The sequence below is a fragment of the Microbacterium sp. 8M genome, assembly GCF_902506375.1.
GTDB lineage: Bacteria > Actinomycetota > Actinomycetes > Actinomycetales > Microbacteriaceae > Microbacterium.
On the sequence record NZ_LR733284.1, the window covers coordinates 1 to 25,932 of the forward strand.

Sequence of the window (25,932 nt, forward strand, 5' to 3'; positions counted from 1 at the left end):
GTGCCGGGGGTTCCAGGGGTTCCCGGGGTTCCAGGCGTGACGGTGCTGGTGCCGCTGACGCTGATGGCGTTGCCGCCGATCGTGATCGGCGCGGTCACCGGCAGCACGATCTGCGTGCCGCCGAGGACCGATCCGTTCCCCGAGGTCGTCGCCCCGGGAGCCCCGGCGCTGCCGCCGCTCGCGGGGCCGCTGGTGCCTCCGGTGGTGGCGGTGCTTTCGCCGAGGACGGAGATGGCGTTGCCGCCGACCGTGATCGGGGCGGTGACGGGCGCCACGATCTGGGTGCCCGAGAGCACGCCGTCGTCGCCGCTGGTGGACGGGCCGGTGGTGCCGCTGCTGGTGCCACCGCTGGCGGTGCCGGATCCGGTGGTGGTGCTTTCGCCGAGGACGGAGATCGCGTTGCCGCCGACTGTGATCGGGGCCGTGACGGGCGCCACGATCTGGGTGCCCGAGAGCACGCCGTCGTCGCCGCTGGTGGACGGGCCGGACGGGCCGGTGGTGCCGCTGCCGGTGCCTCCGCTGGCGGTGCCGGATCCGGTGGTGGCGGTGCTTTCGCCGAGGACGGAGATCGCGTTGCCGCCGACGGTGACCGGGGCGGTGATGGGCGCCACGATCTGCGTGCCCCCGAGGATCGCGTCGTCGCCACTCGTGCTCGCCGCGGGAGCCGTAGCCGGTGCGGTCGAAGCCGCAGGTGCGGTCGAGGTGCTGTCCGCGGCGCCGAGGACGGCGATGGCGTCGTCCGTGACCGTGATCGGCGCGGTCACCGGAGCCACCACCTGGGTGCCGGATCCGATGCCGTCGTCGCCGGACGTGGTGGCGGCCGGTGCCGGAGCGCTCACCGGTGCGGCGGTGGCCGAGCCGGTGGAGGCGGACAGGCCCAGCACCGAGATCGCGTCGCCGGTCACAGTGACCGGGACCGATACGGGTGCGACGATCTGGGTGCCGGATCCGATCGCGTCGTCCCCGGAGGTGTTGTCGGCGGCGTTCGCTGCCGACGCGCCGAGCAGGGTGATCCCGCCGGCGATGAGCGTGCCCCAGAGGGCATGCTTCACGAAAGTGCGCATGATGTTGCTCCTGACGTCGAGAGTCGATGGGTTGAGGGCGCGCGTGAGCGCGCGGCTTCCGCTGCCCACAGCGGGGCAGCATTGATCGACTCAGTCAGGAGAGACGTCGGTGGGGAACACCGGCGAGGGCGGCAGTGCGTCGTCGTCCGCGGCGCCGGTCGGCGCGTCGGCGGGCGACGGGAAGACGAACGAGGCCGGGCAAGGGGCGAACCACGCCGGCGCACCCGCAGCAGCGCCCGCCGATGGCGAGGACCCCGTGCCGACCGGTGCGGCCCACGGCTCGGGCAGCACCGGATCCGGCGCCTTCGGAGAGCCCGGCGGCGAGTCCGCGGTGCTGAGCAGCGCAGCGCGGGGGAGCGTCATGATCGATGGCCCGCGGGCCGACTGCCATCGCGAGGCTGCTCCCGGCGGTGCCGAGCCGACCACGGACGGGTCGGCGGCGACCGCCACCGGCCCTGAGGACGGAGGGGTCGCGGCAGGGGAGCGCGTGGGGCCGGTGCCCGGATCGATGCCCACGATCGGAGCGAGGGATCCGGTGAGATCGTCGATCGTGCCGACGAGTCCGCCGATCGCGGTCCCGACGCCGAGCGGTGCGATGACGTCGCCGACGACGGGCAATGCGGTGACGACGTCGACCACGGGCGTGGTGACGGCGGCGAGCTCTCCGGACCCGAGTCCGGTCGACACCGAGGCCAGCGCGTCGGGGACGTCGTGCGCGACCATGCCGACGGTGTCCGCCACCCCCTCGGACGGCGACGTGGCCGGATCCGGCGGGACGACGTCGGCGACGGGCTGCGCCGTCTCCGCGATCGCGGACGCCGCCGATCCGACCAGATCGGTCGCGACCGGCACCGCGTCCGGCTCGGCGGTTGGTGCGGCAGGGTCGATTCCGGTGGCCGCACGGAGCGTGCTGTCGACCACGGACACCGCGGACGAGCCGGTATCGCTGAGGAGCCCCGCGGCTCCGTCGAGCAGTCCGCTGCCGTCATCCGCGTGCGCCGACGACGATCCGAGGATCACGGAGAGCGCCGCCCATCCGAGCGCGAGGCAGGCGCCCCCGAGCAGGCTCGCACGAAGCCGGCGACCGCTGGAAACGATCCCGTCCACGTGCATCACCCCCAGAACGCCGCTGTCCCGACCCCCCACGTTTTCTTGGCGCAGACTGTACGCCTTGCAGCGACGCCCGTCCAGGGCCTGTTCGATTTCTTCGGCGGTGGATCCACCGCGTTGCTGGGCTCTCGATACCTGCGAGCGTGAGCGCTTCCGGCGGCCCCTGCTGCTCATCTGAGCGGCGCCACTCCCGCCGAACGGCTGACTTGACAAACGGGTCCCCTCATGCGCTGTCTCCACTGAGTTGTACACATCCACACAACGCTGCGTGAACCTTAAAGAGGGACTTTAAACAGATTCTCATCCACAGGGTGAGGAAACAGGAACTGCCTGATCAGTGAACAGAAAAAAGTTCAGATGCTCCGCAGTCCCCACAGTTATCCCCAGGCGTTCTGCACAGACTCTCCGGACTTTCTCGCAATCCCTCCACATAGTTATCCACAGGCCTCTCGCGCGTACGGGTAGCGTTGTCCAGCAACCCGATGTCGGTGGTCCGTGATGCGATGTGCGCGCGGGGAGATGAGCTCCGCGAGACCGGGTGCCGACCGGGATGGCGACGCCGGCGGGGTAGGAGAAGGGGGCGCATGTGTCGATCGCGGATATCGCGGAAGAGCGGCTCGGTGGCGAGCGGGGTCCGGAGCGGACGCCTCCGCACGATCTCATGGCTGAGCAGTCCACGCTCGGCGGCATGCTGCTCTCGAAGGACGCGGTCGCCGATGTCATCGAGTCCTTGCGCGGATCCGACTTCTACATCCCCAAGCACGAGCTGATCTTCGACGCGATCCTCTCGCTGTACTCGCACGGCGAGCCCACCGACGTCATCGCCGTCACCGACGAGCTCATCAAGAACGGCAACCTGTCTCGGGCCGGCGGTGCCGACTACCTGCACTCGCTCACCTCGATCGTGCCGACCGCGGCGAACGCCGGGTTCTACGCCGGAATCGTGTCGGAGCGCGCGATCCTGCGCAAGCTCGTCGACGCCGGTACCCGCATCGTGCAGATGGGCTACGACGGCCAGGGCGATGCGGTCGACCTGGTCAACAGCGCGCAGGCCGAGATCTACTCCGTCACCGGCACCGAGCAGGCCGAGGACTACGTGCCGCTCACCGTCGCCGTCGACGCGGCCGTCGAGGAGATCGAGGCGGCCAGCGGCCGGGACGGATCCATGACCGGTGTGCCCACCGGCTTCCGCGAGCTCGACGAGCTGACCAACGGCCTGCACGGCGGACAGATGATCGTCGTCGCCGCGCGACCCGCGATGGGAAAGTCCACGCTCGCGCTCGACTTCGCGCGTGCGGCATCGATCGGCCACAACCAGCCGTCGATCTTCTTCTCGCTCGAGATGGGCAAGGCGGAGATCGCCATGCGTCTGCTCAGCGCCGAGGGCGCCGTGCCTTTGCAGAACCTGCGCAAGGGAACCCTCGACCAGCGCGACTGGACCACGGTCGCCGCGACGCGCGGGCGCATCAACGACGCCCCGCTGTACATCGACGACAGCCCGAACATGACGCTCGTCGAGATCCGCGCCAAGTGCCGTCGGCTCAAGCAGCGCGCCGGGCTGAAGATGGTCATCATCGACTACCTGCAGCTGATGACGAGCGGCAAGCGCGTCGAGTCGCGTCAGCAGGAGGTCTCGGAGTTCTCCCGCGCCCTGAAGCTGCTGGCGAAGGAGCTGCAGGTGCCGGTGATCGCGCTTTCGCAGCTGAACCGTGGCCCCGAGCAGCGACAGGACAAGAAGCCCGCCATCAGCGACCTGCGTGAATCGGGATCCATCGAGCAGGACGCCGACATGGTGATCCTGCTGCACCGCGATTCGGTCTACGACAAGGACGTGCGCCCGGGCGAGGCCGACCTCATCGTCGCCAAGCACCGTAACGGCCCCACCGCCACCATCCAGGTCGCCTTCCAGGGCCACTTCTCCCGCTTCGCCGACATGGCCAGCGACTTCCAGGGCGGCGGCGACTTCCACTGACGCAGCAAAGTCAGCGCAGGATCGGGAGCCACCGCAGGATGGGCAGGCGCTGCCAGAGCGCGTCATCCCGGTTCAGCGAACCGAGTCGCGCATGACGACCGGCATCGGGATCAACGACTCGGTCGCGGGCTCGGGGTGCAGGATAAGGTCCACCGCGCGGGAGCCCATCGCCTCGTGGGGGAGAGCTACCGTGGTCAGGCCCGGCCGGAGATAGGCGGCGATCTCGTCGTTGTCGAAGGACACGATCGACAGATCCTCCGGGATGCGCACCCCGAGCTCACCGGCCGCCTGGTAGGCGCCGAACGCGAGCCTGTCGTTCATGGCGACGATCGCACGGGGCGGGTTCTTCTGCCTCAGCAGGCGTTTCGTGGCCTGGTAGCCCTCGTCCGGCTCCCACAGCCACACCGAGACTTCCGCCACGAACTCCAGATCTTGGTCGGCCATCGCCTCGCGGATCCCGGCGACGCGCTGGGCGACCGTGGCCGAGCGGAACAGTTCCCTCTCCTTCGCCTCGCTCTGGCCGAGCAGGGCGATGCCGTCGCGGAACCCCGCGTCCATGAGCACCTGGATCGCGGCGCGCCCTCCGCGGTACTCGTCGGGGAGCACGGAGTGGGGGAAGCGGCTGTTGGTGGCGTTCAGCATCACTGCGGGCGTCTCGATGCGCATGTCGGGGAGGAAGAGCTCCCGCGCGCGCATGGCTGCGAAGACGATGCCGTCCACCTGCCGGTCGAGTGCGGCGCCGATCGCCTCGGTCTCGCGCTTGGGCTCGCCGCCGGTCTCGAGCACCATCATGACGTGCCCGGCCGCCTCTGCCGCCGACAGGGCGCCCTTGATGAGCCCTGATGCGAATCGGGTGGTCGCGACGACATCCGAGATGAAGGCGATCGTCTGCGTCTTGTTGGTCTTGAGTCCGCGGGCGGCGACGTTGGGACGGTATCCGAGCTCGGCGGCCGCGGCGTGCACGCGGTCGTGCGCCTCCTGGGAGAGGCGGGTGTCGGGCCTGCCGTTCAGGATCATGGAGGCCGCGGAGACGGACAGGCCGGCCTTCTTGGCGACATCGGTCAGGGTCACGCGCCTGCTCAGCATCGAGAACCTCCTCCTTGTCTGCGTGCGGTGGCCGTGCCCGACCCGGCTCGTCGGCCTGCAGTTGACAAACGTACGCGAGTTGGTTCAGGATTGGCCCGCTGAAAGCTTTCAGCAAAGGGAATCGGGAGTGTTGCTCCCACGACAAAGGAGTCTCTGCATGTCCGCATCTGCACGGGGAAGACGGGTGCGCGGCGCAACGAGCGTCGCCGTGATCGCCTCGCTCGCCGCCATCGCCCTCACGGCGTGCGCGCCCGGTTCGTCGACCGGCGGCGCGACCGCTGCGACCGAGGTCAGCACCGAGCTGACGAAGGACAAGGTCCAGCTCACGATCGCCGATGAGACCGGCTTCCCGCTGACGGACGAGCTCACCAAGGAGTTCACCAAGCAGCACCCGAACATCACGTTCAAGATCACCCGCGACACGTTCCAGAACCTCACCGCGAACGCGCCGAAGCTGCTCGCGAGCTCCACGCCGCCCGACCTCATCCGGCTCCCCACCCTGGGCGACACGGTAAAGGACGGCCTCGTCGCGAACCTCGATCCGTACTTCACCGCCTACGGCTGGGACAAGTGGTCGCCGGCGCAGCTCGCCCCGCTGCGGATGACGGCCGAGGGGGTCCGCGGGAGCGGATCGCTGTACCAGCTCGGCCTCGGCTACAGCGTGACCGGGATCTTCATGAACACGAAGCTCGCGCAGCAGGCCGGCATCAGCGCGCCGCCCGAGACGCTCGCCGAGCTCGAGGAGGACTTCGCGAAGGCCAAGGCCGCCGGCATCGCGCCTCTGGTCGAGGGCGACAAGGACGGCGTCGTCAACTTCGCCGTGCAGGCCGCGATGAACCAGTACGCCGACAAGCAGCAGTTCCTCGACTGGATGTTCAACAAGCCGGGGGCCAGCTTCAGCACGCCCGGCAACGTCAAGGGCGCTGAGCTGATCCGCAGCTGGGCAGATGCGGGCTACTTCCCGTCGGACATCAACGCCCTCGACTACTTCTCCTTCGTCAGCCGCTTCCAGGACGACGGCGGCGTGTTCACGTTCAACGGCAACTGGGAGGCGACGAACTACGCGAAGAAGCTCGGCAAGGATCTGACCTTCTTCCTCGTCCCGCCGGCCGAGAAGGGCGGCACGCACGTCGCGATGGGCGCCGCGAACTCGTTCTCCGCCGCGGCCAAGTCCACGCACCTCAACGAGGTGGCGTACTTCCTCAACTGGGTGCACACGAACGACAAGGCGCGTCAGATCGTCGTCGACGTCACCGGGGCGGCCCCCGGCGGCGACCCGTCGCAGGCGCAGCCGAAGGTGGAGAAGGGATCGATCACCGAGCAGGTCCTCGCGGCGGCCGCGCAGGTCGCCAAGGAGGACGGCCAGGTCGACTTCATGGCGAACACCACGGCCGGCATCTACGCCGGAGCGATCATCCCCGAATCGCAGCTGCTCGTGACCTCCCAGATCTCGGGTCAGGAGTACGTCGACAAGGTGCAGGCGTTCTACGCCCAGGAAGTGAAGAAGTAGCCATGACCTCCACGCGGTCTCGCTCGGGCGGGGACACGACCTACCCCGCCCTGTCGGCACGACGGGTGGCTCGCGACCTCGCCCGCGAGGCCGCCGCGGAGCCGACCGGCCGCCCGCCCGTCCGTCGTGGGACGGGTGGGCGGTCCGGCCGGATCGGCTGGGTGCTCGTCGCCCCGGCGCTGTTCTTCTACGCGGCGTTCGTGCTCTGGCCCCTGGTCCAGGGCGTCCAGTACTCGTTCTACGACTGGAACGGCATCGGCCCCTCGACCTGGGTCGGTCTGGCGAACTACCTCACGGTCTTCACGGATCCGGATCTGCTCGGGGCGATCCGCAACGCCTTCGTCCTGATCGCGTTCTTCACCGTCATCCCGGTGACGGCGGGGCTCGTCCTCGCCACGCTGATCCGCTCGGTGCGCGCCGGCTTCTTCTCGAGCGCATCGCAGACGATCCTGTTCCTGCCGCAGATCATCCCGCTCGCCGCCGCCGGCATCGCGTGGTCGTGGATGTACGCCCAGACGGGCGCGGTCAACCAGATCCTCGGCTGGATCGGGCTGGGCGGGCTCGCGCGCCCCTGGCTCGGCGACTATCAGACGGCGCTGCCGGCGGTGGGCCTGATCGGCTCGTGGACCCTCACGGGGCTGTGCACCGTGCTGCTGCTGACCGGCATCGGCAAGATCGACGTCTCGCTGTACGAGGCGGCCCGCCTGGACGGCGCGGGATGGTGGCGCGAGTTCTTCACCATCACCATCCCGGGGCTGCGCCAGGAGCTCGCCGTGCTCGTGACCATCACGATCATCGCCGCGCTGAGCAGCTTCGACATCATCTACACCACCACCCTCGGCGGCCCCGGACGGGCCACTCTCGTGCCGGGCATCTCCATCTACCGGATCGGCTTCACCCAGAGCGAGGTGGGCCTCGCCTCCGCCTTCGGGATCGTCCTGATGATCCTCGTGCTCGCGGTGGTCCTCCCGATCCAGCGTCTCTCGAAAGTCCGCGACAAATGATCGTCAACCCGATCGAGAAGTGGACGGGGCGAGTGCTCCTCGTCCTGGTCCTCGTGCTCACCGTCATCCCTCTGCTGAACATGGTGTCGGCCGCTCTGCAGCCGGCCGACGTGAACCCGACCGGGCTCGCCTGGCCGTCGGATCCCCAGTGGGGGAACTTCGTCGAGGCGTTCAACACCGGGCACGTCTGGGAGCTCCTCGGCTCGAGCGCGCTCGTCGTGCTGGGCGTGGTGCCGATCAGCCTGATCGTCGCGTCGCTCGCCGGCTACGCGCTCGGCGGCATCAGGATGCGCGGCTCGCGGGCCCTGCTCATCCTCTTCGTGCTCGGGCTGACGATCCCGTTCGAGGCGATCATCATCCCGCTGTACTACGAGATGCAGTCGCTCAACGTGCTCAACACCCAGTGGGCGATCATCCTCCCCCTCATCGGGCTGTTCATGCCGTTCAGCGTGTTCTGGATGCGGGCGCACTTCGTCGGCGTGCCCGAGGAGCTCGCCGAGGCCGCCCGCATGGACGGCGCCGGCATGTGGCAGGAGCTGAGGCACATCCAGCTGCCGCTCGCGCGGCCGGCGATGTCGGCGCTGGCGATCCTGCTCTTCCTGTGGACGTGGAACCAGTTCCTGCTGCCGGTCGTGCTCGTCTCCGACCCGCTGCAGCGCACCGTCGCGGGGGCGCTCACGTTCTTCCAGGGGCAATACAGCCTGAGCATCCCGCTGCTGAACGCGGGCGCGCTGATCATCATCCTTCCCACCGTCCTGATCTTCGTGATCTTCCAGCGCCAGTTCATCAAGGCGCTGATCCAGGGCGCGGTCAAGGGCTGACGGGATGGGGTTCAGCACACGGGATCACTGGGTCTGGGACTTCTGGGTCGCCGACGACGGCGCGCTCTTCCACCTCTTCTATCTGCACGCCCCGATGTCGCTCGGCGACCCGGATCTCCGGCATCGCAACGCCCGCATCGGGCACGCCACCTCCCGCGACCTCGTCGAGTGGACCGACCACGGCGTCGCGTTGATCCCCGGCGAGCCGGGGGAGATGGACGCCTCGGCGACCTGGACCGGGAGCGTGATCCGCGCCGACGACGGATCCTGGCGGATGTTCTACACGGGCTCGAGGTTCCTCGCGCCGAACGAGATCGCGAACGTCGAGACCGTGGGGGTCGCCCGATCGGACGACCTGTTCAGCTGGCACAAGCTGCCCGAGGTGCGGCTCTCGGCCGATCCGCGGTGGTACGAGCTCCTGTCCGACGAGACGTGGCACGAGGAGGCGTGGCGCGACCCGTGGGTGTTCCGAGATCCCGACGGCGACGGGTGGCACATGCTCGTGACCGCGCGGTCGCGCACGGGTGCCACCAGGCGCGACCGCGGTGTCGTCGGACACGCCCGATCGGACGACCTCTCCGAGTGGCGCATCGGTCCGCCGCTCACCGAGCCCGGTGCCGGGTTCGCGCACCTGGAGGTGCCGCAGCCGGTGCGCCTGGGCGGGCGCGACTGGCTGCTGTTCTCCTGCGACGCGGCCCATCTCGCCGGTGAACGCCACGGCGGACGAGGCGGCATCTGGATCGCCCCCGCAGCCTCGCCCACGGGGCCGTACGACCTCGACCGGGCAGAACTGCTCGCGGACGAACGCCACTACGCGGGCCGCGTGGTCACGGATCGCGCCGGCACCCCCTGGCTGCTCGCCTTCGAGAACGCCGGATCGGGCGGCAGCTTCGCCGGGCGCCTCACGGATCCGCTCGCGCTGGAGCAGACGGGCCCCACCCCCCGCCTCGCCGATGCGCGGCCGACTGAGCACCAGACCTACCAGGAACAGGAGACGTCATGACGCAGACCGAGATCCGGGGCTCCACGGAGACCGGGTACGAGCAGGTCGCCGACGCGTTCGCGGCCGCCTTCGCCGGCCGGCCTACGATGGGCGCCGGTCTGACGATCCGCGTCGACGGCCGTCGGGTGGTGCACCTGTGGGGCGGCGTCGCCGACAAGCAGCGCGCGACCCCGTGGCGCGAGGACACCGCCTCCGTGATCTTCTCGTGCACCAAGGGCGTGAGCTCGGTGCTGATCGCCCGGCTGGTGCAGGACGGTCTCCTGGACTACGAGCAGCCGGTCGCGCGGTACTGGCCGGAGTTCGCTACAGCGGGCAAGGCCCAGGTGACGGTCGCCGATCTGCTCGCCCATCGCGCCGGACTCTCCGCCTTCCGCAACCCGCTCGCCTTGGAACAGGCGCTCGACTGGTCGTTCGTCACGGCCGCGCTCGCCGCGCAGGAGCCGCTGTGGCAGCCCGGCACCGGCTACGCCTACCACGCGATCACCCACGGCTGGCTCGCCGGCGAGCTCGTGCGTCGGGTGACGGGGCAGCTGCCCGGCGAGTACCTCGCCCGTCTCGCGGAGCCCTGGTCGGACGGGATCTGGATCGGTCTGCCCGACGCCCAGCGCTCCCGCGTCGCCCATCTGCAGGCCTCGGAGAGCCAGCAGGAGGCCGGGCGGCAGCTCGAAGCGGCGGAATCCCCGTGGACGCCGCGGGCGATGACGCTGGGCGGCGCCTTTCCCGCGGCGCTGGTGACCCCGCACGGCGGGTTCAACGATCCACGGGTGCAGGCGGCGCAGATCCCCGGGGCCGGCGGCATCGCCACGGCCGATGCGCTGAGCGCATTCTGGTCGGCGACCGTCGCGGAGACCGACGGCGTGCGCCTGCTCGACGACGCGGTGCTCGACCGGGCGCTGATCCCGATGAGCGGCGGTGCTCCGGTGTTTCCGACCGACGGGCCCTGGCCCCGATGGGCCCGTGGCTTCCAGCTCGACTCGGAGGCGCGACGCTACCTCGGCGGATCGAGCTTCGGTCACGACGGCGCCGGCGGTCAGGTCTCCTTCGCCGACCGCGACGCCCGGGTGGGCTTCGCGTTCGTGACCAACTGGATGGAGGCGGGCGCGGACGACCGTGCCACGACCCTCGTCGACGCCCTCCGGCGCAGCTTCTGATCGACGCCCTCCGGAGCAGCTTCTGATCGCCGCAGCCGATACAGGGTGCAGGTCCCGGCGCTGATTTCATCCAGGCCGTTCGTCCGGGCGCGCCGAGCGAAGGCACGCCCCGCGCGCTCAGCGTGGCCGGGCGCGCCTCAGGCCGGAGTGAGCACCCTGACGCCTGCCTGGGCGAGGGCTGCGGCGTACTCGCTCGCGAGCGGAGCGTCCGTGATCAGGTAGTCCACGCGATCGAGGGTCGCGATCTGCGCGAACAGGCGTCGGCCGATCTTCGACGAGTCGGCGAGGATCGCGGTCCGCTCGGCCTTGCCGATCATCTCCGTCATCATCGCCGCATCGCCCAGGTTGGTCGTCGAGAAGCCGTTCTCGTCCATGGCTCCGACGGCGATCAGGGCCAGATCGCAGCGGATGTCGACGTCGGCGGCGCCCGCGTTGACGGCGAACGAGACCGGGCCGGTGGTCGCCTGCGTGATCGAGCGCACGGCTCCGCCGAACACGTACAGGTCGCGGAAGGCCGTGGGGGAGATCTCGGCCGGGATGCGGAGGTTATTGGTCGCGATGGTGAGGTCGCGGTGGTTGCGCAGGGCGCGGGCGACCGCCAGCGTGGTCGTGCCCGCGTTGAGCATGATGACGCTGCCGTCCTCCACCAGGCCGGCGGCGATGGCCGCGATCTGCTCCTTCTCGGCCACCTGCATCCGCAGTCGCTCGTCGAGCGCGCGATCCCGCGTGTGCCGGTCGGTGGCGCTGATCGCCCCGCCGTGCGTGCGGATCAGGATCCCCTCGCGGTCGAGCTGGTCCAGGTCCCGCCGGATGGTGTCGATCGACACCCCGAAGTGCGCGGCGAGATCGAGGACCGTGACCTGCCCCGCCTGCTCCACGTAGGTGGCCAGGTCGGCCTTGCGGCCGGCCGGGAGGCGGCGCTTCGGTTCTGAGCCTGCGTCCATGTATCCATCCTAGGCATCGTCGAGGCCAATCAAGCACATAACGGCTTGACTCTCCGACCGTAACAGCATAATCTGGCGAAAAGCCGCAAAAAGTCGCAAAACATTGCGAACCCGGCGGTATCAATCTCGATGAGGAGTTGGACATGAACCCTGAGAGGCGAGGGCGAGGATTCGGCCCGAAGGCCCTCGTTGCCGCAGCCGCGGCCCTGACCCTTCTTGCGACGGCCGGCTGCGCCCCGAGCACGTCGAACGCGGAGAGCGGCGGCAAGGTCACGCTCGAGTTCGCGCAGTGGTGGGAGCCCGAGCTGCCCTCCGGCGAGCTGGCCGCCCTGATGAAGCAGTTCGAGAAGGAGAACCCGAACATCTCCGTCAAGCTGCTGAGCGCCCCGTACGCCTCGACCCAGCAGCAGCTCGTCTCCGCGGCGGCCTCCGGACAGCTGCCCGACGTAGTCGGACTCGACGGCGCCTGGGTCAGCGACTTCGCGAAGCAGGGCGCCATCGCTGACCTCGCGCCGCTGATGAAGAAGGTCGGGCTGCCGGAGTCGGAGCTCGCGAGCACCGTCGCGCTGAACGGCAAGACCTACATGATCCCCGTGGTCAACTTCGTGTACCCGATGTTCGTCAACCAGGACCTTCTGGCCAAGGCCGGCGTCGACGGCGTTCCCCAGACGCGCTCGGAGTTCCTCGACGCGGCCAAGAAGATCTCCGGCACGGGCGGGAACGTCAAGGGCTGGGTGCTGCCGCTGGACACCGCCGTGCCGAACGGCGTGCAGAACGACGTCATGTCGTGGGTGTGGGCCTCGGGCGGCTCGATGCTCGAAGACGGCAAGCCCGCCGTCACGAACGCCGACGTGAAGAGCGGTGTGGACTTCGTCAAGAGCGTCTACGACGCCGACGCCGTGCTCCCGGGCGCGCTCACGATGAAGGAGCAGGACAAGGTCGAGAACTTCGCCAACGGTCAGGTCGGGATGATGATCGACTCCCTCGCGCACGTCAACCTGATCAAGAAGAACAACCCGAACCTGAAGTTCACCGTGGCCGCGATCCCCGCGAAGGACGGATTCGACGGCAAGCGCGGGATCCCCTATGCCTCCTGGGGCATCGGCGTCTCGAACAAGTCCGCGCACAAGGAGGAGGCGGCCAAGCTCGTGAAGTTCCTGATGAGCAAGGACGTCAACGCGAAGGTCAGCACGCTCGCGAACGGCTTCCCGGGCAACAAGGACGCGACGCCCGACTTCAGCAACAGCGATCCGCTCATCAAGACCGCCTTCGACATCTACAAGCAGGGCACGCCCGCGAACGAGTTCGTCGGCCTGCCGAAGTCGGAGCAGCTCATGCGCGCCTTCGACGAGCAGCTGCAGAAGGCGCTCACCGGCGGACAGAGCGTCGAGGACGCACTGAAGGCCACGCAGCAGCAGTGGACGACGGTCTTCTGACCCGAGCTGAGCAGCGGAGCCGTGCCCATCGGCCGGCACGGCTCCGCCCCATCCCCCCTCAGAAAGGAGAGACGCCGCGATGAGCAGTTCGACGTCTCTGATCCCCGCGGTGCGCCCCCCGGGCGCCGCCCGCAGCAGCCGGAGGGGCGCGTGGCTCGCGCCGTACGGCTTCGTCGGCCCCACGCTCCTGTTCATCGCGGTGCTGGCGGTCGTCCCGATCGGGATGGTCATCGGCTACTCCCTGTTCGACAACGTCATCACCACGCCCGACTCAGCCTTCGTGGGGCTCGCGAACTACGTGGCGGTGATCACCGATCCGGCGTTCCTCGGCGCGCTCGGCAACACGGCGTGGTTCATCGGGCTCAGCACGCTGGTGCATCTGGTGCTCGGCCTGGCGTTCGCGATGCTCCTGAACACCAAGATGTTCAGTCCCGTGACCAAGGCGGTCTTCCGGGTGATCTACGTGCTGCCCTGGCTGTTCACGATCGCGGTCATCGCGGTGGTCTGGCGCCTGATCCTGGATCCCTACGGGGTCGCCAACGCCGTGATGTCGGCGCTCGGCATCGGGATGCACGGGACGCAATGGCTCGCCGACCCCTCGACCGCGCTCGGTGCGATCACCTTCATCAACGTCTGGAGCGGGTACCCGTTCTTCATGATCAGCCTGCTCGCCGCCCTGCAGGGCGTGCCGGAATCGCTGTTCGAGGCCGCACGCGTCGACGGCGCGAACTGGGGCCAGCGGTTCCGGTACGTGATCCTGCCGCAGCTGCGGCCCGTGCTCGTCAGCATGGCCGTGCTGGACCTCATCTGGACGTCGCAGCAGTTCGCGCTCATCTGGATGACCACGGGCGGCGGCCCCCTCGGCGCCACCGAGATGCTCAGCACCTATACGTACAAGCAGGCGTTCAGCAACTACGACTTCTCGGCGGCGGCGGCGAGTGCGGTCATCGTGCTCCTGCTGACCATGGTCCTCGCGGCGTTCTATGTCCGCTCCCAGACGAGGAGGGCCTGAGATGAGCAAGGTCGTCGGTCACCGCGGTCCGCGGTATCTCCTTCTGAAGACCGGAGCATGGGCGGCTCTGATCGCGGGCGCGCTGTACGCCGCGCTGCCCGTGATCTGGATGCTCTCGACGTCGTTCAAGAAGAACGGCGAGGTGTTCGCCCAGCCGCCGAAGCTGATCACGTCCGGGTTCTCGTTCGACGCCTACGTCGCCATCCTCACGGATCCGACCAAGCTGCGGTTCTTCATGAACAGTTACATCGTCGCCATCGCGGTCACGCTGCTCACGCTGTTCGTCGCGATCCTGGCATCGTACGGATTCAGCCGCTACGACTTCCCGGGCAAGCGCATCATCAACGTCGTGATCGTCGCCGTGCAGGCCGTTCCGCCGATCACGCTGGTGATCCCGTACTTCGGGCTGATGGTGCTCCTCGGCCTGTACAACACGTATCCCGGACTGATCCTCACGCACATGGTGTTCACGCTGCCCTACGCGATCATCATGATGACCGCCTACTTCGACACCCTGCCCAAGGAGCTCGACGAAGCCGTGAAGGTGGACGGCGCATCCGCCTGGACGGCTCTGTGGCGGGTTCTCGTGCCGATCTCGGTGCCGGGCATCGTCGCCGTCGGCGTCTACACGTTCATGATCTCGTGGAACGAGTACCTCTTCGCCCTGACGCTCACCAGGACCGACGAGATGCGCACCGTGCCCATCGGGATCCAGCTCCTGATGGGGCAGCACTCCTACGAGTGGAACCAGATGATGGCGATGAGCATCCTCGGCTCGATCCCGGTTCTGATCCTCTTCCTCATCTTCCAGCGCAGCTTCATCGGCGGACTCGCCTCCGGCGCCGTGAAGGACTGACCCCGCGTCCGTCGGCGCCTGGCCCACCGCCCCATCCATCCCATCGACACAGGAGAAGCACCGTGCTCTACACCCGCAAGTCCATCCTCGACATCGCCAACGCCGAGAACTTCGCCATCCCGGCGTTCAACATCAGCGACTGGGCGATGTTCAACGGCGTCATGGACATCAGCGAGGCCAAGAACGCCCCGGTCATCATCGCCATCCACCCCGACGAGGTCGCGCACGTCACGACCGATCTCATCCCCGCGATGCACGCCAGGGCGCACCGCTCCTCCGTGCCGGTGGCGATCCATTGGGATCACGGCGGCACGTTCGAGCAGATGATGGTCGCCATCAGGGCGGGTTTCACCTCGGTGATGATCGACGCCTCCATGAAGCCCTTCGACGAGAACGTCGCCCTCACCCGCAAGGTGGTCGAAGCGGCGCACGCCGCGGGCATCCAGGTCGAGGGGGAACTCGGCACGATCGGGGCGAACGACAGCTACGGCGAGTCCGGGGCCGCGGAGATCATCTACACCAACCCGGAGGACGCCGTCCGGTTCGTCGAGGCGACGGGGGTCGACAGCCTGGCTGTGGCGATCGGCACCTCGCACGGCCTGTATCCGGCGGACAAGAAGCCGGAACTGCGGCACGATCTGCTCCAGGAGATCAAGGCGGCGGTGGGGATCCCGCTCGTGCTGCACGGCGGCTCCAGCAACCCGGATGCCGAGCTGCGCCGGGCGGTGGAGCTCGGGGTGAACAAGATCAACATCTCCAGCGACATCAAGGTCTCGTATCACAACCGGATGCGTGAGATCCTCGGGACGGACGAGCGCCTCCGCGAGCCGAACGCGATCCAGCCCGCCTGCATCGCGGCGATGCAGGTCACCGCGGCCGAGAAGATCGACCTGTTCGGCGCGGCCGGCAAGGCAGCGCTGTACTGAGCCTGGATCGCAGCGAGGACGAGGCAGGGACGAGGATCGACGTCGTGGGTGGACAGATCGTGCTGGGGCTCGGCGGAACCGTCGACTACGAGCTCGCGTGGGACGCGCAGGTCATGTCCCGTCTGGCCGGGCAGCACAGGCTGACGAGCGCCGACCTGTCCCTCACGGCGCCGATCGTCGACGAGCGCTCCCTGCTCTCCGTGATCCTCGCGTTCCTCGAGGCGGGGGAGGGCGGGGAGCGGTTCGTCTCCTCCTCGGCGCTCGTCGAGGAGTTCGCCGCGCACTTCGAGTACGAGACGACGCTCGGCGGCACGGGTGTCCGGGCCGGGCTGGTCCTGGACCGTCTGGGGATCGGGAGCGTGCAGCACCTCGTCAGCATCGATGAGACGGTGCGCCGGCTGCTGCCCGCCTCGATGTCGGTCGTGTCCTCCGCGACGGAGGAGACGCTCGATCCGCACCTCATCGTGCAGTTCCCCGCGGGAGCGAGGGTCACCCTGCTCGACCGTGACCTCGTCAGTCCGGCCGCGAACCGCCTCATCCTGGCGAACGACCCGCCCAACCGTCTGATGGCGCTCGCGCCGGGGCTGCGGACGGCGCTCGCCGAGGCGCAGATCCTCCTGGTCTCCGGGTTCAACACGATGCAGGATCCCGCGCTGCTCCGCTCCCGGGTGAGTGAGCTGCGGGCGGCGATGGAGGAGCTCCCGCCCGATGCGCTGGTCTTCTACGAGGACGCCGGCTTCTACGAGCGGTCCTTCTCGGACTCGGTGCGGGAGGGGCTGCTCGACCGCATCGACGTCTACAGCCTGAACGAGGACGAACTGCAGGAGTATCTGGGCCGACGCGTCGAACTGCGCGCGCCCGAGCAGGTCGTCGCGGCTCTGCGCGAGGCGCAGCGGCTGATCCCCGCCACCACGCTCGTCGTGCACACCCGCTTCTGGGCGATCGCCCTGGGACGCGACGCGGGGCGCTTTGCCGGGGCGCTGCGCGGCGCGGTCGAGGCCGCAGCGACCCGCTATCGGCTCGGCGACCGCTACGACGCGGCGGATCTCGCCGCCACCTCCGCCCTGCCGCGCCATGCGGGCGGCGCGGGCGTGGTCGAGGCAGTGGCGTCCGCCCTCCCGGACTCGGTGGGTGTGGCCGCGTTCGACCTCGACACCCCGACGCCCACGACCATCGGCCTGGGCGACACCTTCGTGGGCGGCTTCCTCGCGGCGCTCGCCCGGGAGCGGTCGGCGATCGGATGATCCGAGACGCTGCCTAGCCGTTCCCGCCGTCGTCGTCAAGCCCCTGCAGGGCGCTGCGGCTCTCGCCTAACCTGGGCGTCGGGAAGGTTCCACGGCGCATGCGGGGGTCCCCAGGCTTCCGGCCACTCGCCAAGCCGTGGAACGCCGAGGAGCCCGGCCGGCTCGCCACCGGCCGGCTCCTCCTGTCGCGGATGAGCATCCATGCCGCGCGTGCCCGGCCATCCACGTCGCGCCCACCTTGCGTTGCCGCTCAGCGGTATGCGGCGATGAGATCCTCGATCAGGGCGGCAGCCGGGGCGCTGGGCGTGCGGGGGCTGATGACGCTGAGATCCCAGTCGAGCTGCTCGGCGAGCGGCACGGACACGACGCCGTCGATGGGCGGGATGAGCAGCTCCGGAAGAAGGGCGATGCCGAGGCCCGTGGCGACGAACACCGGGATGGCGCTTGTCTCCGTCACCTCGGCGCGGATGTCCCGGACGATGCCCCGCGCGGCCAGGGCGGAGTCGAGGACATCGCGGTTGCCGAAGCCGACCGGCGTGTCCAGGAAGTGCTCCGTGGCGATCTCGGCCAGGCCGATCTCCTCCCGTTGCGCGAGGGGGTGCTCCTCGGCGAGGACGACCCGGTACGGCGTCGTGGCGAGCCGATGCACGGCCAGGCCGGGAGCGGCCGCGGCGGGAAGTCCGAAGAGGCTGAGATCCACCCGGCCCCGCCGGACGGATTCGACCAGCTCGCCGGATCCGCCCGAGTTCCCGCGCAGACGGAGTTCCACCAGCGGGTGCGCGCGGTGAAAGGCTCCGATGACGCGGGGGATCGCCATGGAACTGATGCTCGTGAACATCCCCATGCGCAGCAGTCCCCGCAGCTCTCCCCGCGGATCCGCCGCCGCCCTCGCCCGCGCTTCGGCGTCGGCGAGCTCGCGGAGAACGGGAAGGACCGCCTCCCCGGCGGCGGTGATGCGCACGCCGCGCTGGTCGCGCTCGAACAGTGCTGCGCCCAGTTCCTTCTCCAGGGCGCGCACCCCCGCCGAGACGGTCGACTGCGTGGCGTACACACGCTGCGCGGCTCGGGTGAAGCTCAATTCCTCCGCGACGGCGATGGCGTACTCGGCCTGACGGGTGTCCACGCGACCTCCCCGGTCATCGATGATGGCGATGGCAATGATTGATGATAACCGTTGGACTCGATGACACCCGCAGGGCGACCATGGAGCCGTGACCACCACGACAGCATCCCTTCCCCTCGTCCCCGCCCGGCGGCTCCCGCATCACGCCGGGTTCTGGATCATCGCCGTCGCCTTCCTGACCGAGATGGCCTTCTGCGCCGTGCCGACCCCGCTGTACGCGATCTACCAGCGGCAGGACGGCTTCCCGACGATCGTGCTCACCGTGATCTTCGTCGCATACGCGGTCGGGGTGATGCTGAGCCTGTACCTCGCAGGGCACGTCTCCGACTGGCTCGGCCGACGCCGGGTGATCCTCGCGTCTTTGCTCATCAACCTGCTCGCCGCGGTGCTCTTCCTCGTCTGGACCGACGTGGCCGGACTGATCGTCGCGCGGTTCGTCTGCGGACTCGGGATCGGCATTCTGACCGCGACCGCGACGGCGCACCTCTCCGAGCTCGGCACCGCGTCGGGTCGCTCGGCCGGGCGGTCGGCGCTGGTTTCCACGTTCGCGAACCTCGGCGGCATCGCACTCGGTCCGCTCCTGTCCGCGCTCATCGCGACCTCGTCCGACCAGCCGCTGGTGGCGCCCTACGCCGTGTTCGCCGTCATCCTCGCCGTCGAAGCCGTCGTCGTCGCCTTCGTGCCGGAGACCGTGGAGCGTCGTGAGGAGCGCCCCGCCTATCGCCCGCAGCGCGTGGCCGTGCCCGCTGCCGGGCGTGCCGCCTTCTGGTCCGCTGCGGCGGCCGCCTTCGGCGCGTTCGCCGTCTTCGGCACCTTCATGGGCCTCTCGTCGACGTTCCTCAGCGGTGTGCTCGGCGTGCACTCGCCACTGCTCGTCGGCGTCGCTCCGTTCATCCTCTTCATGACTGCGGCCGCCGCGCAGATGGCGACCACGGCGGTGCCCGCGCGCGTTCAGCTGGCGGGCGCGATGCTGCTGGCCGTTTTGGGACTGACCGGGGTGGCGGTCGGCGCCGTGATCATGTCGCTGGCGCTCTTCCTCATCGGCAGCGGGGGCGCCGGCGCCGGGATCGGGATCCTGTTCCGCAACGCCCTCACCACCGCGGCGACCGCCGCCATCCCGGAACGCCGCGGCGAGGCCCTCGCCGCCATCTTCCTCATCGCCTACGCCGGCATGACGCTTCCTCCGCTGCTCGCTGCCGCCGCCCTGAGCCTGTGGCCGGCTGTCGCGGTGCTCATCGGACTCAGTGCCTTCGCCGGCACACTCGTGGTCGCGGCGGGGTGGAGGATGGCCCTTCGCTGAGCGCTCGCGGTGTCGCGGGGCCGGTGATCCCGGCGCCGCCCGTCTCACTTGGGGGTGCGGTTCTCCGCGCTGACCATCCAGGAGAGCTGCTCGATCCGCTCCAGGATCGTGTGCAGGATGTCGGCCGAGGTGGGATCCTCCTCGTCGACCTGGTCGTGCACTTCTCGGCAGGTCGCGGCGACGCCGTCGAGCCGCTCGGTCATGAGGTCGATCGCGTCGTGGGTCGCGATCTCGCCGTGCGGGCACTCGGGCAGCGTCGTGGTCTCGGCGACGACGTCGCTGCGTCCGTCGGGCAGCGCGTGCAGGGCGCGCATCCGCTCCGCGACCGTGTCGGCGAAGAGGCGGCTGGCCTCGATGATCTCATCCAACTGGAGGTGCGTGTCGCGGAAGTTCGTGCCGACCACGTTCCAATGCACCTGCTTCCCCTGCAGCGAGAGCTCGATGAGATCCACGAGCACCCGCTGCATGTTCTCGCTCAGTTTCTCGGAGGCGGCGAAGCCCTTCTCCGCGTTCTCCTCCGAGGTGCGGGCGGCTCCTCGGCCGGCCTTGCGGCGGTTCTTCGTGGTGGCCGTCGTCTGGGTGCTCATGGAACTCCTTCTTCGCGTGGATCCGCCGACTGGGGGATCCGCCTGATCCGACCTGCGCAGGCTACGCGCTCGCCGGACGGAGCCACACGGGCTTGCGCTTCGGGGGAACGCCGACTAGTGCCGCCGTTCAGGCGGCGCCGAGGCTGGCGCTGATCCCGCGGGCGGCTTCGGTCACGTGCGCGGCGAAGGAGCTGATCCGGGAGACGGGCATCTCGAACTCGAGGGCGGAGACGCTGACGCCGCCGATGGGCCGGCCACCGGCGTCGAGGATGCACGCCCCGACGCAGCGCAGCCCGACCTCGTTCTCGCCCTCGTCGATGGCCCACCCGCGCCTGCGGGTCGCATCGAGATCGGCGAGAAGGGATCCCAGGGTCCGGTGCGTCCCCGGGGTGATCGCCCGAAGCCCGGTTCGCTGGATGATCTGCTTCACCTCGTCGTCGCCGAGCCGGGCGAGCACCGACTTGCCGATCGACGTGGAGTGCAGCGGCACGCTGCCGCCGACCCGCGAGAGCATGCGGTACGAGCCGTGCCCGTCGAGCTTCGCCGCGTAGACGACCTCGTCGGCGTGGACCACGCCGAGGTGCACCGTCATCCCCGTCGCCTCGCGCAGACGTTCCAAGTGGGGCCGGGCCTGCAGCACGATCTTCGCGTCGTCGCGCAGCAGGCCCGCGATGGCGTGCATCTTCGGACCGGGGTGATAGTGCCGCTCCTCGTCCTGATACACCCATCCGCCCTCGCCGAGGTCGGAGAGGATCCGGTGCACGGTGCTGTAGGACAGGCCGGTCGCCCGGGAGAGGTCCGATAGGCGCTCGTTCGACATGACCGCTTCCAGCACGGAGAGACCCTTGAGCAGCGCGGACAGGGGCGGATCAGATGCGGATTTGTCGGAGGCGGCCATGATCAGAAGTCTGTCACTTGATGTCCACCACGTTGACGTGATCCATGTCGTCGTACGCAGCGTTCTCGCCGGCCGTCGCCCACACGAAGCTGTACGGGCCGGTCCCGGCGCCGAAGTGCATCGACCAGCTCGGCGAGACCACGAAGTCGCGGTCGGCCACGACGAGGTGCCGGCTCTCATCGACCTCGCCCATCACGTGGAAGACCCGGTCGCCCGGATCCATGTCGAAGTACAGATAACACTCGGTGCGGCGGTCGTGGGTGTGCGGCGGCATGGTGTTCCAGGTGCTGCCCCGGTGCACGGTCGTGAAGCCGAACGCGATGCTCGCGCTCGCCGTGCGACCCTCGATGATGCACTGATTGAGGGTGCGGCTGTTCGCCGTCTCGGGGGATCCGAGCTCGACGATGTTCATCTCGTCCTTGGTGATGCGCGTGTTCGGGTACGTCTGGTGCACGACGGCCGTGAACACGTAGAACGCCGCCGGGTTCTCCGGGTCGTCCGAGGTGAACGAGACGTCGCGGGTTCCGCGGCCGAGGTAGAGCGCCTCGGTGTGCGCGAGCGGATAGGCGACGCCGTCGGCGCTGACCGCCCCCGGGCCGCCGATGTTGAGGATCCCGGCCTCGCGGCGCTGCAGCACGAACTCGGCGCGCACCTCGTCCGGGGTCGGCAGCACGACGGCGTCGGCGAGCGGCACGACGCCGAAAGCCAGGATCCGGTCGTTGTGCAGGTAGGTGCCGCGCGCCTCTCCCGGCCGGAAGAGGTCGCCCTCGAGGAATGCGCTGCGCAGCTGTGCGGTGTCCATCGCTGCGACGGCCTCGGGGCTGTGCGCGTAACGGGTGCGAACGGTCATGCGGAGGTTCCCTTCCTGATATCTGCGGTCTCTCGCCAGGCGGCGAGCGCTTCCATGGTCAAGCCCTGTCCCCACGGCTGGGGACGGTCGTCGCGGATGACGGAGTAGCCGAACGGGATCAGCTGCAGGACCGTCCCCGCGCTGACCCGGGTGAGCAGACCGTCGTCCACGTAGGCGAGCGAGCCGAGCACGGCCCGCTCGCCGGCCGCCGCGAGCCGGTCGCGGACGGCGCCGTCGCTGAGCGCCGCGGTGCGCAGCAGGGCCGCGCCCAGGCCGGCGGCGGCGGAGGTCTCCAGGATCCCGCGGGTCTCCGGCGCGTCGTCGAGGAGCACGTCCCATACTCCGTGCCCGGGCTGCGCCCGCACCGCGCTCTCGAGCAGCCGGACCAGGCGCTCACGCACCTCCGGGGATCCGGTCGCGGCGAGGATGTCGGCGCCGGAAAGGGCGAACCAGGCGTTCGCGCGGCCCCAGTGGCACGGGATCCGGACGCCCTGATTGGTGCCGTGGGCCAGCAGGCCCGTCGTCTCGTCCTGCAGCAGCACCGCGTGTGCGAGCCACTGGCGCTCGGCCTCGGCGACGAGGTCGTCGCGCTCCAGGACCTGCCCGGCGCGCAGCAGGAACTGCCCGGCCATGTACACGGTGTCCGCCCAGACGCCGCCGGGCCAGTGCTCGAGGGCGCCGCCGGCGTCGCGGGTCGCCTCGGGGGCCGTCTCGTACCAGGCGAGGCACGCCTCCAGCAGGCCGCGGTACTCGGGACGGGGGTCGCGGCGGTACAGCTCGGCGAGGGCGGCCCCGGGCGCGAGGTTGTTCACGTGCTCCAGCACCGGCGGGGTGTCGCGGTATGCGGCCATGAAGTCCGCGACCTCGGCGGGATCCTGCTCCCCGCGGGCGCGCGTCAGCCGCACCAGGGCGAGCAGGCACACCCCCTCGCCCCAGAACCAGCGCGTCATCCCCTGACGGCGCGTGGCATCGCGCACGGCGTCTTCGAGCTCACGCTGCGCCGCGGCGAACCCCTCCCGCGTCAGCGGGGCGCGTGCAGGCTCGGCGAGCTCGGACGAGGACAGGTCTTCGCCGGCCATCAGCGCACCTCCTCGGCAGCGGTGAGCGCGCCGGCGATGTCGAGGACGAGCTCGGCCCCGCCCCACGACACGGTGGCGCGATCCTGTCCGAACCCGAGCGTCACCGCGGGGTTCGCCAGATGCGGATCCTCTTCCGGCCGGCCGTCCTGGAAGCCCGCGGGCGCGCCGTCGACGAGGAACGGGCCGTCGAACGACAGCTCCAGGCGCTCGGCGCCCTCGCGCCGCCAGTCGACGCTGTCGCCGTCGCCCCACTCGGGCGTCGCGGCGGTGACCCGGTCCACCCAGTCGGCGAATGCGCCGTCCACCGCCCGGCGTCCGGAGAGGGCGACCCAGGCCGCGCCGCCGCGGGTGGGCAGCCACTCCTGCTGCGCCGTGTCTCCGGTCGTCGCCGGACGCACCCCGCCCGGGGTCGCGACGGCGACGTAGCCGTCTCCGCGGCGGCCCAGGATCCAGTCGCCCTGCACGACGACCTCGTCGAACTGCGCGACCGGGAACCAGAGGTGCGTGTACTGCGCGGGGTCCGTCGGCGTGAAGCGCTGCAGGTGCACGACGGCGTTGCGGTGCTGGTGCACGCGGCCGAGCACCCGGTGGCCGACCCAGCCGTTGGGGCGGGCGCTGGATCCCGTGTCGGCGTTGGCCGGATGGGTGACGAAGATCTGCACCTCGCGCCCGAGCGTGACGCCCCACAGGTGCTCCTGCAGACCCGGCAGACCCGCGCGGTAGTCCTGCACGCTCGCCACCATCGCGTCGGGCGTGCGGTGGATCCGCAGATCGGAGCGGTACGGCCGCTCCAGCAGGTCGCGCTCGAAGGCGAGCTTTCCGCGGTAGACCTGGCGGCCCTCCCACTCCTCCGGGATCTCGGTCACGAGCGCGCGGACCACGTCCGGGATCTCGTAGCGCCGGGCGAGCGCCAGCGCGGTCACCGGCAGCACCGCGTCGTTGAGCGTGCCGACGCCGCCGATGAGCCGGAGGATCGGCGAGGTCTCCTCGAAGCGGCTGCTGCGCAGGGTGTGCACGTACGACCGGCCGTGCGCAGCGCCGTGAATGCCGCGCCAGGAGTTGGCGGCGAGAGTGACCAGGATCTTGTCGAGCAGCGTCCGGGCCGCGCGCACGAGGTTCTCGTCTCCGCACAGCTCGACGAGGGCGGCGAGCGCGTAGGAGTCGATCGCGAGGTAGGCGTTGGAGTCGAACTCGCTGAAGCCGCCCTGCAGCTTGCGGGTGATCCAGGCGGCGGCGCGCGCCCGGCCCTCCTTCGCGTGCTCGGCGCCGGTGCGGCCGTCGACGGTGAAGACGTCGTCGGCGAACGTCTCGCCGGCGAGGGTCTCCGCGACGTGCCAGACCAGCTGGTGGTTCTCCGTGAAGTAGCACATGGCGTCGAGGCCGGGCTGCGTGATCCAGTACTTCATGCCGGTCAGCGCGTCCTCCACGGTGTCGCGCAGACCCGCATCCCAGTTCTCGGCGGGGATCCAGTGCCAGGCGAAGAGCAGGGCCACGACCTCGAAGTCGGCGCAGTCCCCGCGTGTGAGCACGCGGTGCAGCGCCGAGGTGAGGTCCTCGGCCGTCACGCGGGTCGCGGAGTCGAGGCAGTAGCGGGAGAGCACGCCCGCGACGCCGGTCTCCCGACCGCTGCCGCCGATGTGGGACAGGATGTCCCGCCGCCAGTCGGCGGGGGATCCTTCCGCGTGCTCGGTGCTCGCCTCCGGCAGCCGCGCGACCCGGAGCTTCACGGTCTGCGGGCAGCGCGGGTCGTCCACGCCCACCTCGACCACCGACTCTCCCGAGCTCAGCATCGAGGCGCCGGCGGAGCGCGCCACATCCGCGCCCTCGTCCTGCTCCTCGCCCGCACCGGACAGCGAGTACTCTGCGATCCCGGTGTCATCGGTGCGGATCCGCTGCCAGCCCTGATCGCCCACGCGCACGCGCAGCGCCACCCCTGCGGGGCCCGTCAGTCGTGCGCGGTCGTCCGTCAGCGCCCAGGAGGTCGAGCCGATCCGAGTGAGCACCGTCTCCGCGAGGCGAGCGGCCGACTCGTCCGCACCGGGCGAGGGGATCACGATCCGCACCGGAAGCCCGACCACTCGCAGTCGTGCGATGTGACGGCACTCCCGGAACGCGACCTGCCAGGTCGCCAGATGCACCGTGGTGGTGCGCGAGGGGATCCGCACGCGCACGCTGTGCACCTCCGGCTCCATGTACGACACGGTGCCACCGCGAAGCACCACCTCGCCGTCCAGCCAGAGCACGAACGGGCCGGTCGTGTGCACCTCGAGCGTGCGCCACTCGGACTGATCCACCTCGACCACGGTGGTCGCGAGCGACGCGCGGTACTCGGGCGTGAAGCAGAAGGCCGACCAGTCCAGGAATCCGTCCCAGCCGGTGTGCACCCGATTCCAGCGGGCCTCGTGGCGCGCCCCGAAGGCGTCCCAGGCGACGGCGCCGCCTTCCGCGGGCGCCGGCAGCGCCTGGCTGTCGTCGATCGGATGCGCGGCGAGCAGGCGCTCCTTGAAGGCGCCGACATCGGGTCCGTTGGTGAGGACCCACCGGCCGTCGCCCCAGGGTTCCCCGGTGGAGGCGAGGAAGGCGTCGAGGTCGGTGCACGGCACGGCCCATGCCGGCGAGACGAGCCAGTCCCGCACGGTGCCCTGTGCGTCGGTGAGGTGGACGGTGCGACCGGTCGCGTCCGTGTCAGTCATGGAAGGAGGTCTCCTGGGGTGACGGGGTTTCGTGGGTGAGGGAGGTCTTCGCGGCGGAGGTCGTGACGTAGTCTCCCGGTCGATGTGCGCGGCCGTCCGCTCCGAGCCGTCCGCCGCAGTGCGGACAGGACTCCGGCTCTCGGGTGCTGACGTAACTGTCCATCTCGGAACCTCTCGCAGGTGTGTTGTCGAAAGTCGAAGGGGCTTTAGGGTGGTGGCGGGTACCCGCCCGCCACCACCTGTCCATCGCGTCCCCGGGAAAG

Annotated in this window: 22 protein-coding genes; 12 read left to right on the forward strand and 10 right to left on the reverse strand. The window is 69.8% G+C overall.

Annotated elements, in window-relative coordinates; translation table 11 throughout:
* Positions 1 to 1,064 (reverse strand): chaplin family protein (locus tag AERO9AM_RS00005; RefSeq protein ID WP_159574318.1); only part of this gene is annotated, 1,064 nt, incomplete at its 3' end.
* 90 nt (positions 1,065 to 1,154) lie between these two features.
* The gene (locus AERO9AM_RS00010; RefSeq protein ID WP_159574319.1) at positions 1,155 to 2,171 is read right to left on the reverse strand and encodes a hypothetical protein; all 1,017 of its coding nucleotides are present in this window, start codon (positions 2,169 to 2,171) and stop codon (positions 1,155 to 1,157) included.
* A 589-nt stretch (positions 2,172 to 2,760) separates the two neighbouring features.
* On the opposite strand from AERO9AM_RS00010, the gene dnaB reads away from it, so the two are divergent.
* The gene (gene dnaB, locus AERO9AM_RS00015) at positions 2,761 to 4,146 is read left to right on the forward strand and encodes a replicative DNA helicase (protein ID WP_159574320.1); all 1,386 of its coding nucleotides are present in this window, start codon (positions 2,761 to 2,763) and stop codon (positions 4,144 to 4,146) included.
* A 72-nt stretch (positions 4,147 to 4,218) separates the two neighbouring features.
* Here dnaB and AERO9AM_RS00020 read toward each other — a convergent pair whose 3' ends face one another.
* A complete protein-coding gene (locus AERO9AM_RS00020; protein ID WP_159574321.1) occupies positions 4,219 to 5,232 on the reverse strand; it encodes a LacI family DNA-binding transcriptional regulator in 1,014 nt (337 codons plus the stop codon).
* Positions 5,233 to 5,389: 157 nt separating this feature from the next.
* Between AERO9AM_RS00020 and AERO9AM_RS00025 the strand changes: the two genes are divergently transcribed.
* From AERO9AM_RS00025 to AERO9AM_RS00045, 5 genes are read left to right on the forward strand one after another with little or no spacing between them, the layout of a single operon-like run.
* Positions 5,390 to 6,742 carry an ABC transporter substrate-binding protein gene (locus AERO9AM_RS00025; RefSeq protein WP_236602424.1) on the forward strand — a complete coding sequence of 451 codons (1,353 nt, stop codon included), beginning with the start codon at positions 5,390 to 5,392 and terminating at the stop codon, positions 6,740 to 6,742.
* A gap of 2 nt (positions 6,743 to 6,744) precedes the next feature.
* Positions 6,745 to 7,746, forward strand: a complete 1,002-nt coding sequence (locus AERO9AM_RS00030) for a carbohydrate ABC transporter permease (RefSeq protein ID WP_236602425.1) — start codon at positions 6,745 to 6,747, stop codon at positions 7,744 to 7,746.
* Positions 7,743 to 8,567: a carbohydrate ABC transporter permease gene (locus AERO9AM_RS00035; protein ID WP_159574322.1), complete on the forward strand. Its 825-nt coding sequence runs from the start codon at positions 7,743 to 7,745 to the stop codon at positions 8,565 to 8,567. Before AERO9AM_RS00030 ends, AERO9AM_RS00035 begins: the two co-directional genes overlap by 4 nt.
* A gap of 4 nt (positions 8,568 to 8,571) precedes the next feature.
* Positions 8,572 to 9,570 carry a family 43 glycosylhydrolase gene (locus AERO9AM_RS00040; RefSeq protein ID WP_159574323.1) on the forward strand — a complete coding sequence of 333 codons (999 nt, stop codon included), beginning with the start codon at positions 8,572 to 8,574 and terminating at the stop codon, positions 9,568 to 9,570.
* Complete coding sequence (locus AERO9AM_RS00045) at positions 9,567 to 10,721, forward strand: serine hydrolase domain-containing protein (RefSeq protein ID WP_159574324.1); 1,155 nt, start codon at positions 9,567 to 9,569, stop codon at positions 10,719 to 10,721. Before AERO9AM_RS00040 ends, AERO9AM_RS00045 begins: the two co-directional genes overlap by 4 nt.
* Before the next feature lie 137 nt (positions 10,722 to 10,858).
* On the opposite strand, the gene AERO9AM_RS00050 is transcribed toward AERO9AM_RS00045, so the two are convergent.
* Entirely contained in the window at positions 10,859 to 11,665 is an 807-nt protein-coding gene (locus AERO9AM_RS00050; protein WP_159574325.1) for a DeoR/GlpR family DNA-binding transcription regulator, read from the reverse strand.
* A gap of 143 nt (positions 11,666 to 11,808) precedes the next feature.
* Here AERO9AM_RS00050 and AERO9AM_RS00055 point away from each other — a divergent pair, with 143 nt between their 5' ends.
* The 5 genes from AERO9AM_RS00055 to AERO9AM_RS00075 all read left to right on the forward strand — a co-directional run bounded on the left by AERO9AM_RS00055 (position 11,809) and on the right by AERO9AM_RS00075 (position 17,139).
* A complete protein-coding gene (locus tag AERO9AM_RS00055) occupies positions 11,809 to 13,101 on the forward strand; it encodes an ABC transporter substrate-binding protein (protein WP_159574326.1) in 1,293 nt (430 codons plus the stop codon).
* A gap of 79 nt (positions 13,102 to 13,180) precedes the next feature.
* Positions 13,181 to 14,113 (forward strand): carbohydrate ABC transporter permease, encoded by a 933-nt coding sequence (locus tag AERO9AM_RS00060; protein WP_159574327.1) that lies wholly within the window; start codon positions 13,181 to 13,183, stop codon positions 14,111 to 14,113.
* A 1-nt stretch (position 14,114) separates the two neighbouring features.
* Positions 14,115 to 14,969 carry a carbohydrate ABC transporter permease gene (locus AERO9AM_RS00065; protein WP_159574328.1) on the forward strand — a complete coding sequence of 285 codons (855 nt, stop codon included), beginning with the start codon at positions 14,115 to 14,117 and terminating at the stop codon, positions 14,967 to 14,969.
* Positions 14,970 to 15,031: 62 nt separating this feature from the next.
* Positions 15,032 to 15,895 (forward strand): ketose-bisphosphate aldolase, encoded by an 864-nt coding sequence (locus tag AERO9AM_RS00070; RefSeq protein ID WP_159574329.1) that lies wholly within the window; start codon positions 15,032 to 15,034, stop codon positions 15,893 to 15,895.
* Positions 15,896 to 15,939: 44 nt separating this feature from the next.
* Positions 15,940 to 17,139 carry an ADP-dependent glucokinase/phosphofructokinase gene (locus AERO9AM_RS00075; protein ID WP_159574330.1) on the forward strand — a complete coding sequence of 400 codons (1,200 nt, stop codon included), beginning with the start codon at positions 15,940 to 15,942 and terminating at the stop codon, positions 17,137 to 17,139.
* Positions 17,140 to 17,389: 250 nt separating this feature from the next.
* On the opposite strand, the gene AERO9AM_RS00080 is transcribed toward AERO9AM_RS00075, so the two are convergent.
* Positions 17,390 to 18,262 carry a LysR family transcriptional regulator gene (locus tag AERO9AM_RS00080; protein ID WP_159574331.1) on the reverse strand — a complete coding sequence of 291 codons (873 nt, stop codon included), beginning with the start codon at positions 18,260 to 18,262 and terminating at the stop codon, positions 17,390 to 17,392.
* 88 nt (positions 18,263 to 18,350) lie between these two features.
* Here AERO9AM_RS00080 and AERO9AM_RS00085 point away from each other — a divergent pair, with 88 nt between their 5' ends.
* Positions 18,351 to 19,562: an MFS transporter gene (locus AERO9AM_RS00085; protein WP_236602426.1), complete on the forward strand. Its 1,212-nt coding sequence runs from the start codon at positions 18,351 to 18,353 to the stop codon at positions 19,560 to 19,562.
* Between the two features lie 44 nt (positions 19,563 to 19,606).
* Here the strand turns inward: AERO9AM_RS00085 and AERO9AM_RS00090 are convergent, their stop codons facing one another.
* From AERO9AM_RS00090 to AERO9AM_RS00110, 5 genes are all read right to left on the reverse strand, one after another.
* Positions 19,607 to 20,149: a Dps family protein gene (locus tag AERO9AM_RS00090; RefSeq protein WP_159574332.1), complete on the reverse strand. Its 543-nt coding sequence runs from the start codon at positions 20,147 to 20,149 to the stop codon at positions 19,607 to 19,609.
* Positions 20,150 to 20,276: 127 nt separating this feature from the next.
* Positions 20,277 to 21,047, reverse strand: a complete 771-nt coding sequence (locus AERO9AM_RS00095) for an IclR family transcriptional regulator (protein ID WP_159574333.1) — start codon at positions 21,045 to 21,047, stop codon at positions 20,277 to 20,279.
* Positions 21,048 to 21,060: 13 nt separating this feature from the next.
* Complete coding sequence (kduI, locus tag AERO9AM_RS00100) at positions 21,061 to 21,897, reverse strand: 5-dehydro-4-deoxy-D-glucuronate isomerase (RefSeq protein ID WP_159574334.1); 837 nt, start codon at positions 21,895 to 21,897, stop codon at positions 21,061 to 21,063.
* Positions 21,894 to 22,976 carry a glycoside hydrolase family 88 protein gene (locus tag AERO9AM_RS00105; protein ID WP_159574335.1) on the reverse strand — a complete coding sequence of 361 codons (1,083 nt, stop codon included), beginning with the start codon at positions 22,974 to 22,976 and terminating at the stop codon, positions 21,894 to 21,896. The genes kduI and AERO9AM_RS00105 overlap by 4 nt, the downstream gene beginning before the upstream one ends.
* A complete protein-coding gene (locus AERO9AM_RS00110) occupies positions 22,976 to 25,669 on the reverse strand; it encodes a hypothetical protein (RefSeq protein ID WP_159574336.1) in 2,694 nt (897 codons plus the stop codon). The genes AERO9AM_RS00105 and AERO9AM_RS00110 overlap by 1 nt, the downstream gene beginning before the upstream one ends.
* Positions 25,670 to 25,932: the final 263 nt, after the last annotated feature.

Bases quoted from the DNA above. Each gene is read 5' to 3' on its own strand.
- AERO9AM_RS00020 (WP_159574321.1), bottom strand. From the start codon at position 5,232: ATGCTGAGCAGGCGCGTGACCCTGACCGATGTCGCCAAGAAGGCCGGC.
- AERO9AM_RS00025 (WP_236602424.1), top strand. From the start codon at position 5,390: ATGTCCGCATCTGCACGGGGAAGACGGGTGCGCGGCGCAACGAGCGTC.
- AERO9AM_RS00030 (WP_236602425.1), top strand. From the start codon at position 6,745: ATGACCTCCACGCGGTCTCGCTCGGGCGGGGACACGACCTACCCCGCC.
- AERO9AM_RS00035 (WP_159574322.1), top strand. From the start codon at position 7,743: ATGATCGTCAACCCGATCGAGAAGTGGACGGGGCGAGTGCTCCTCGTC.
- AERO9AM_RS00040 (WP_159574323.1), top strand. From the start codon at position 8,572: ATGGGGTTCAGCACACGGGATCACTGGGTCTGGGACTTCTGGGTCGCC.
- AERO9AM_RS00045 (WP_159574324.1), top strand. From the start codon at position 9,567: ATGACGCAGACCGAGATCCGGGGCTCCACGGAGACCGGGTACGAGCAG.
- AERO9AM_RS00050 (WP_159574325.1), bottom strand. From the start codon at position 11,665: ATGGACGCAGGCTCAGAACCGAAGCGCCGCCTCCCGGCCGGCCGCAAG.
- AERO9AM_RS00055 (WP_159574326.1), top strand. From the start codon at position 11,809: ATGAACCCTGAGAGGCGAGGGCGAGGATTCGGCCCGAAGGCCCTCGTT.
- AERO9AM_RS00060 (WP_159574327.1), top strand. From the start codon at position 13,181: ATGAGCAGTTCGACGTCTCTGATCCCCGCGGTGCGCCCCCCGGGCGCC.
- AERO9AM_RS00065 (WP_159574328.1), top strand. From the start codon at position 14,115: ATGAGCAAGGTCGTCGGTCACCGCGGTCCGCGGTATCTCCTTCTGAAG.
- AERO9AM_RS00090 (WP_159574332.1), bottom strand. From the start codon at position 20,149: ATGAGCACCCAGACGACGGCCACCACGAAGAACCGCCGCAAGGCCGGC.
- AERO9AM_RS00095 (WP_159574333.1), bottom strand. From the start codon at position 21,047: ATGGCCGCCTCCGACAAATCCGCATCTGATCCGCCCCTGTCCGCGCTG.
- kduI (WP_159574334.1), bottom strand. From the start codon at position 21,897: ATGACCGTTCGCACCCGTTACGCGCACAGCCCCGAGGCCGTCGCAGCG.
- AERO9AM_RS00105 (WP_159574335.1), bottom strand. From the start codon at position 22,976: ATGGCCGGCGAAGACCTGTCCTCGTCCGAGCTCGCCGAGCCTGCACGC.
- AERO9AM_RS00110 (WP_159574336.1), bottom strand. From the start codon at position 25,669: ATGACTGACACGGACGCGACCGGTCGCACCGTCCACCTCACCGACGCA.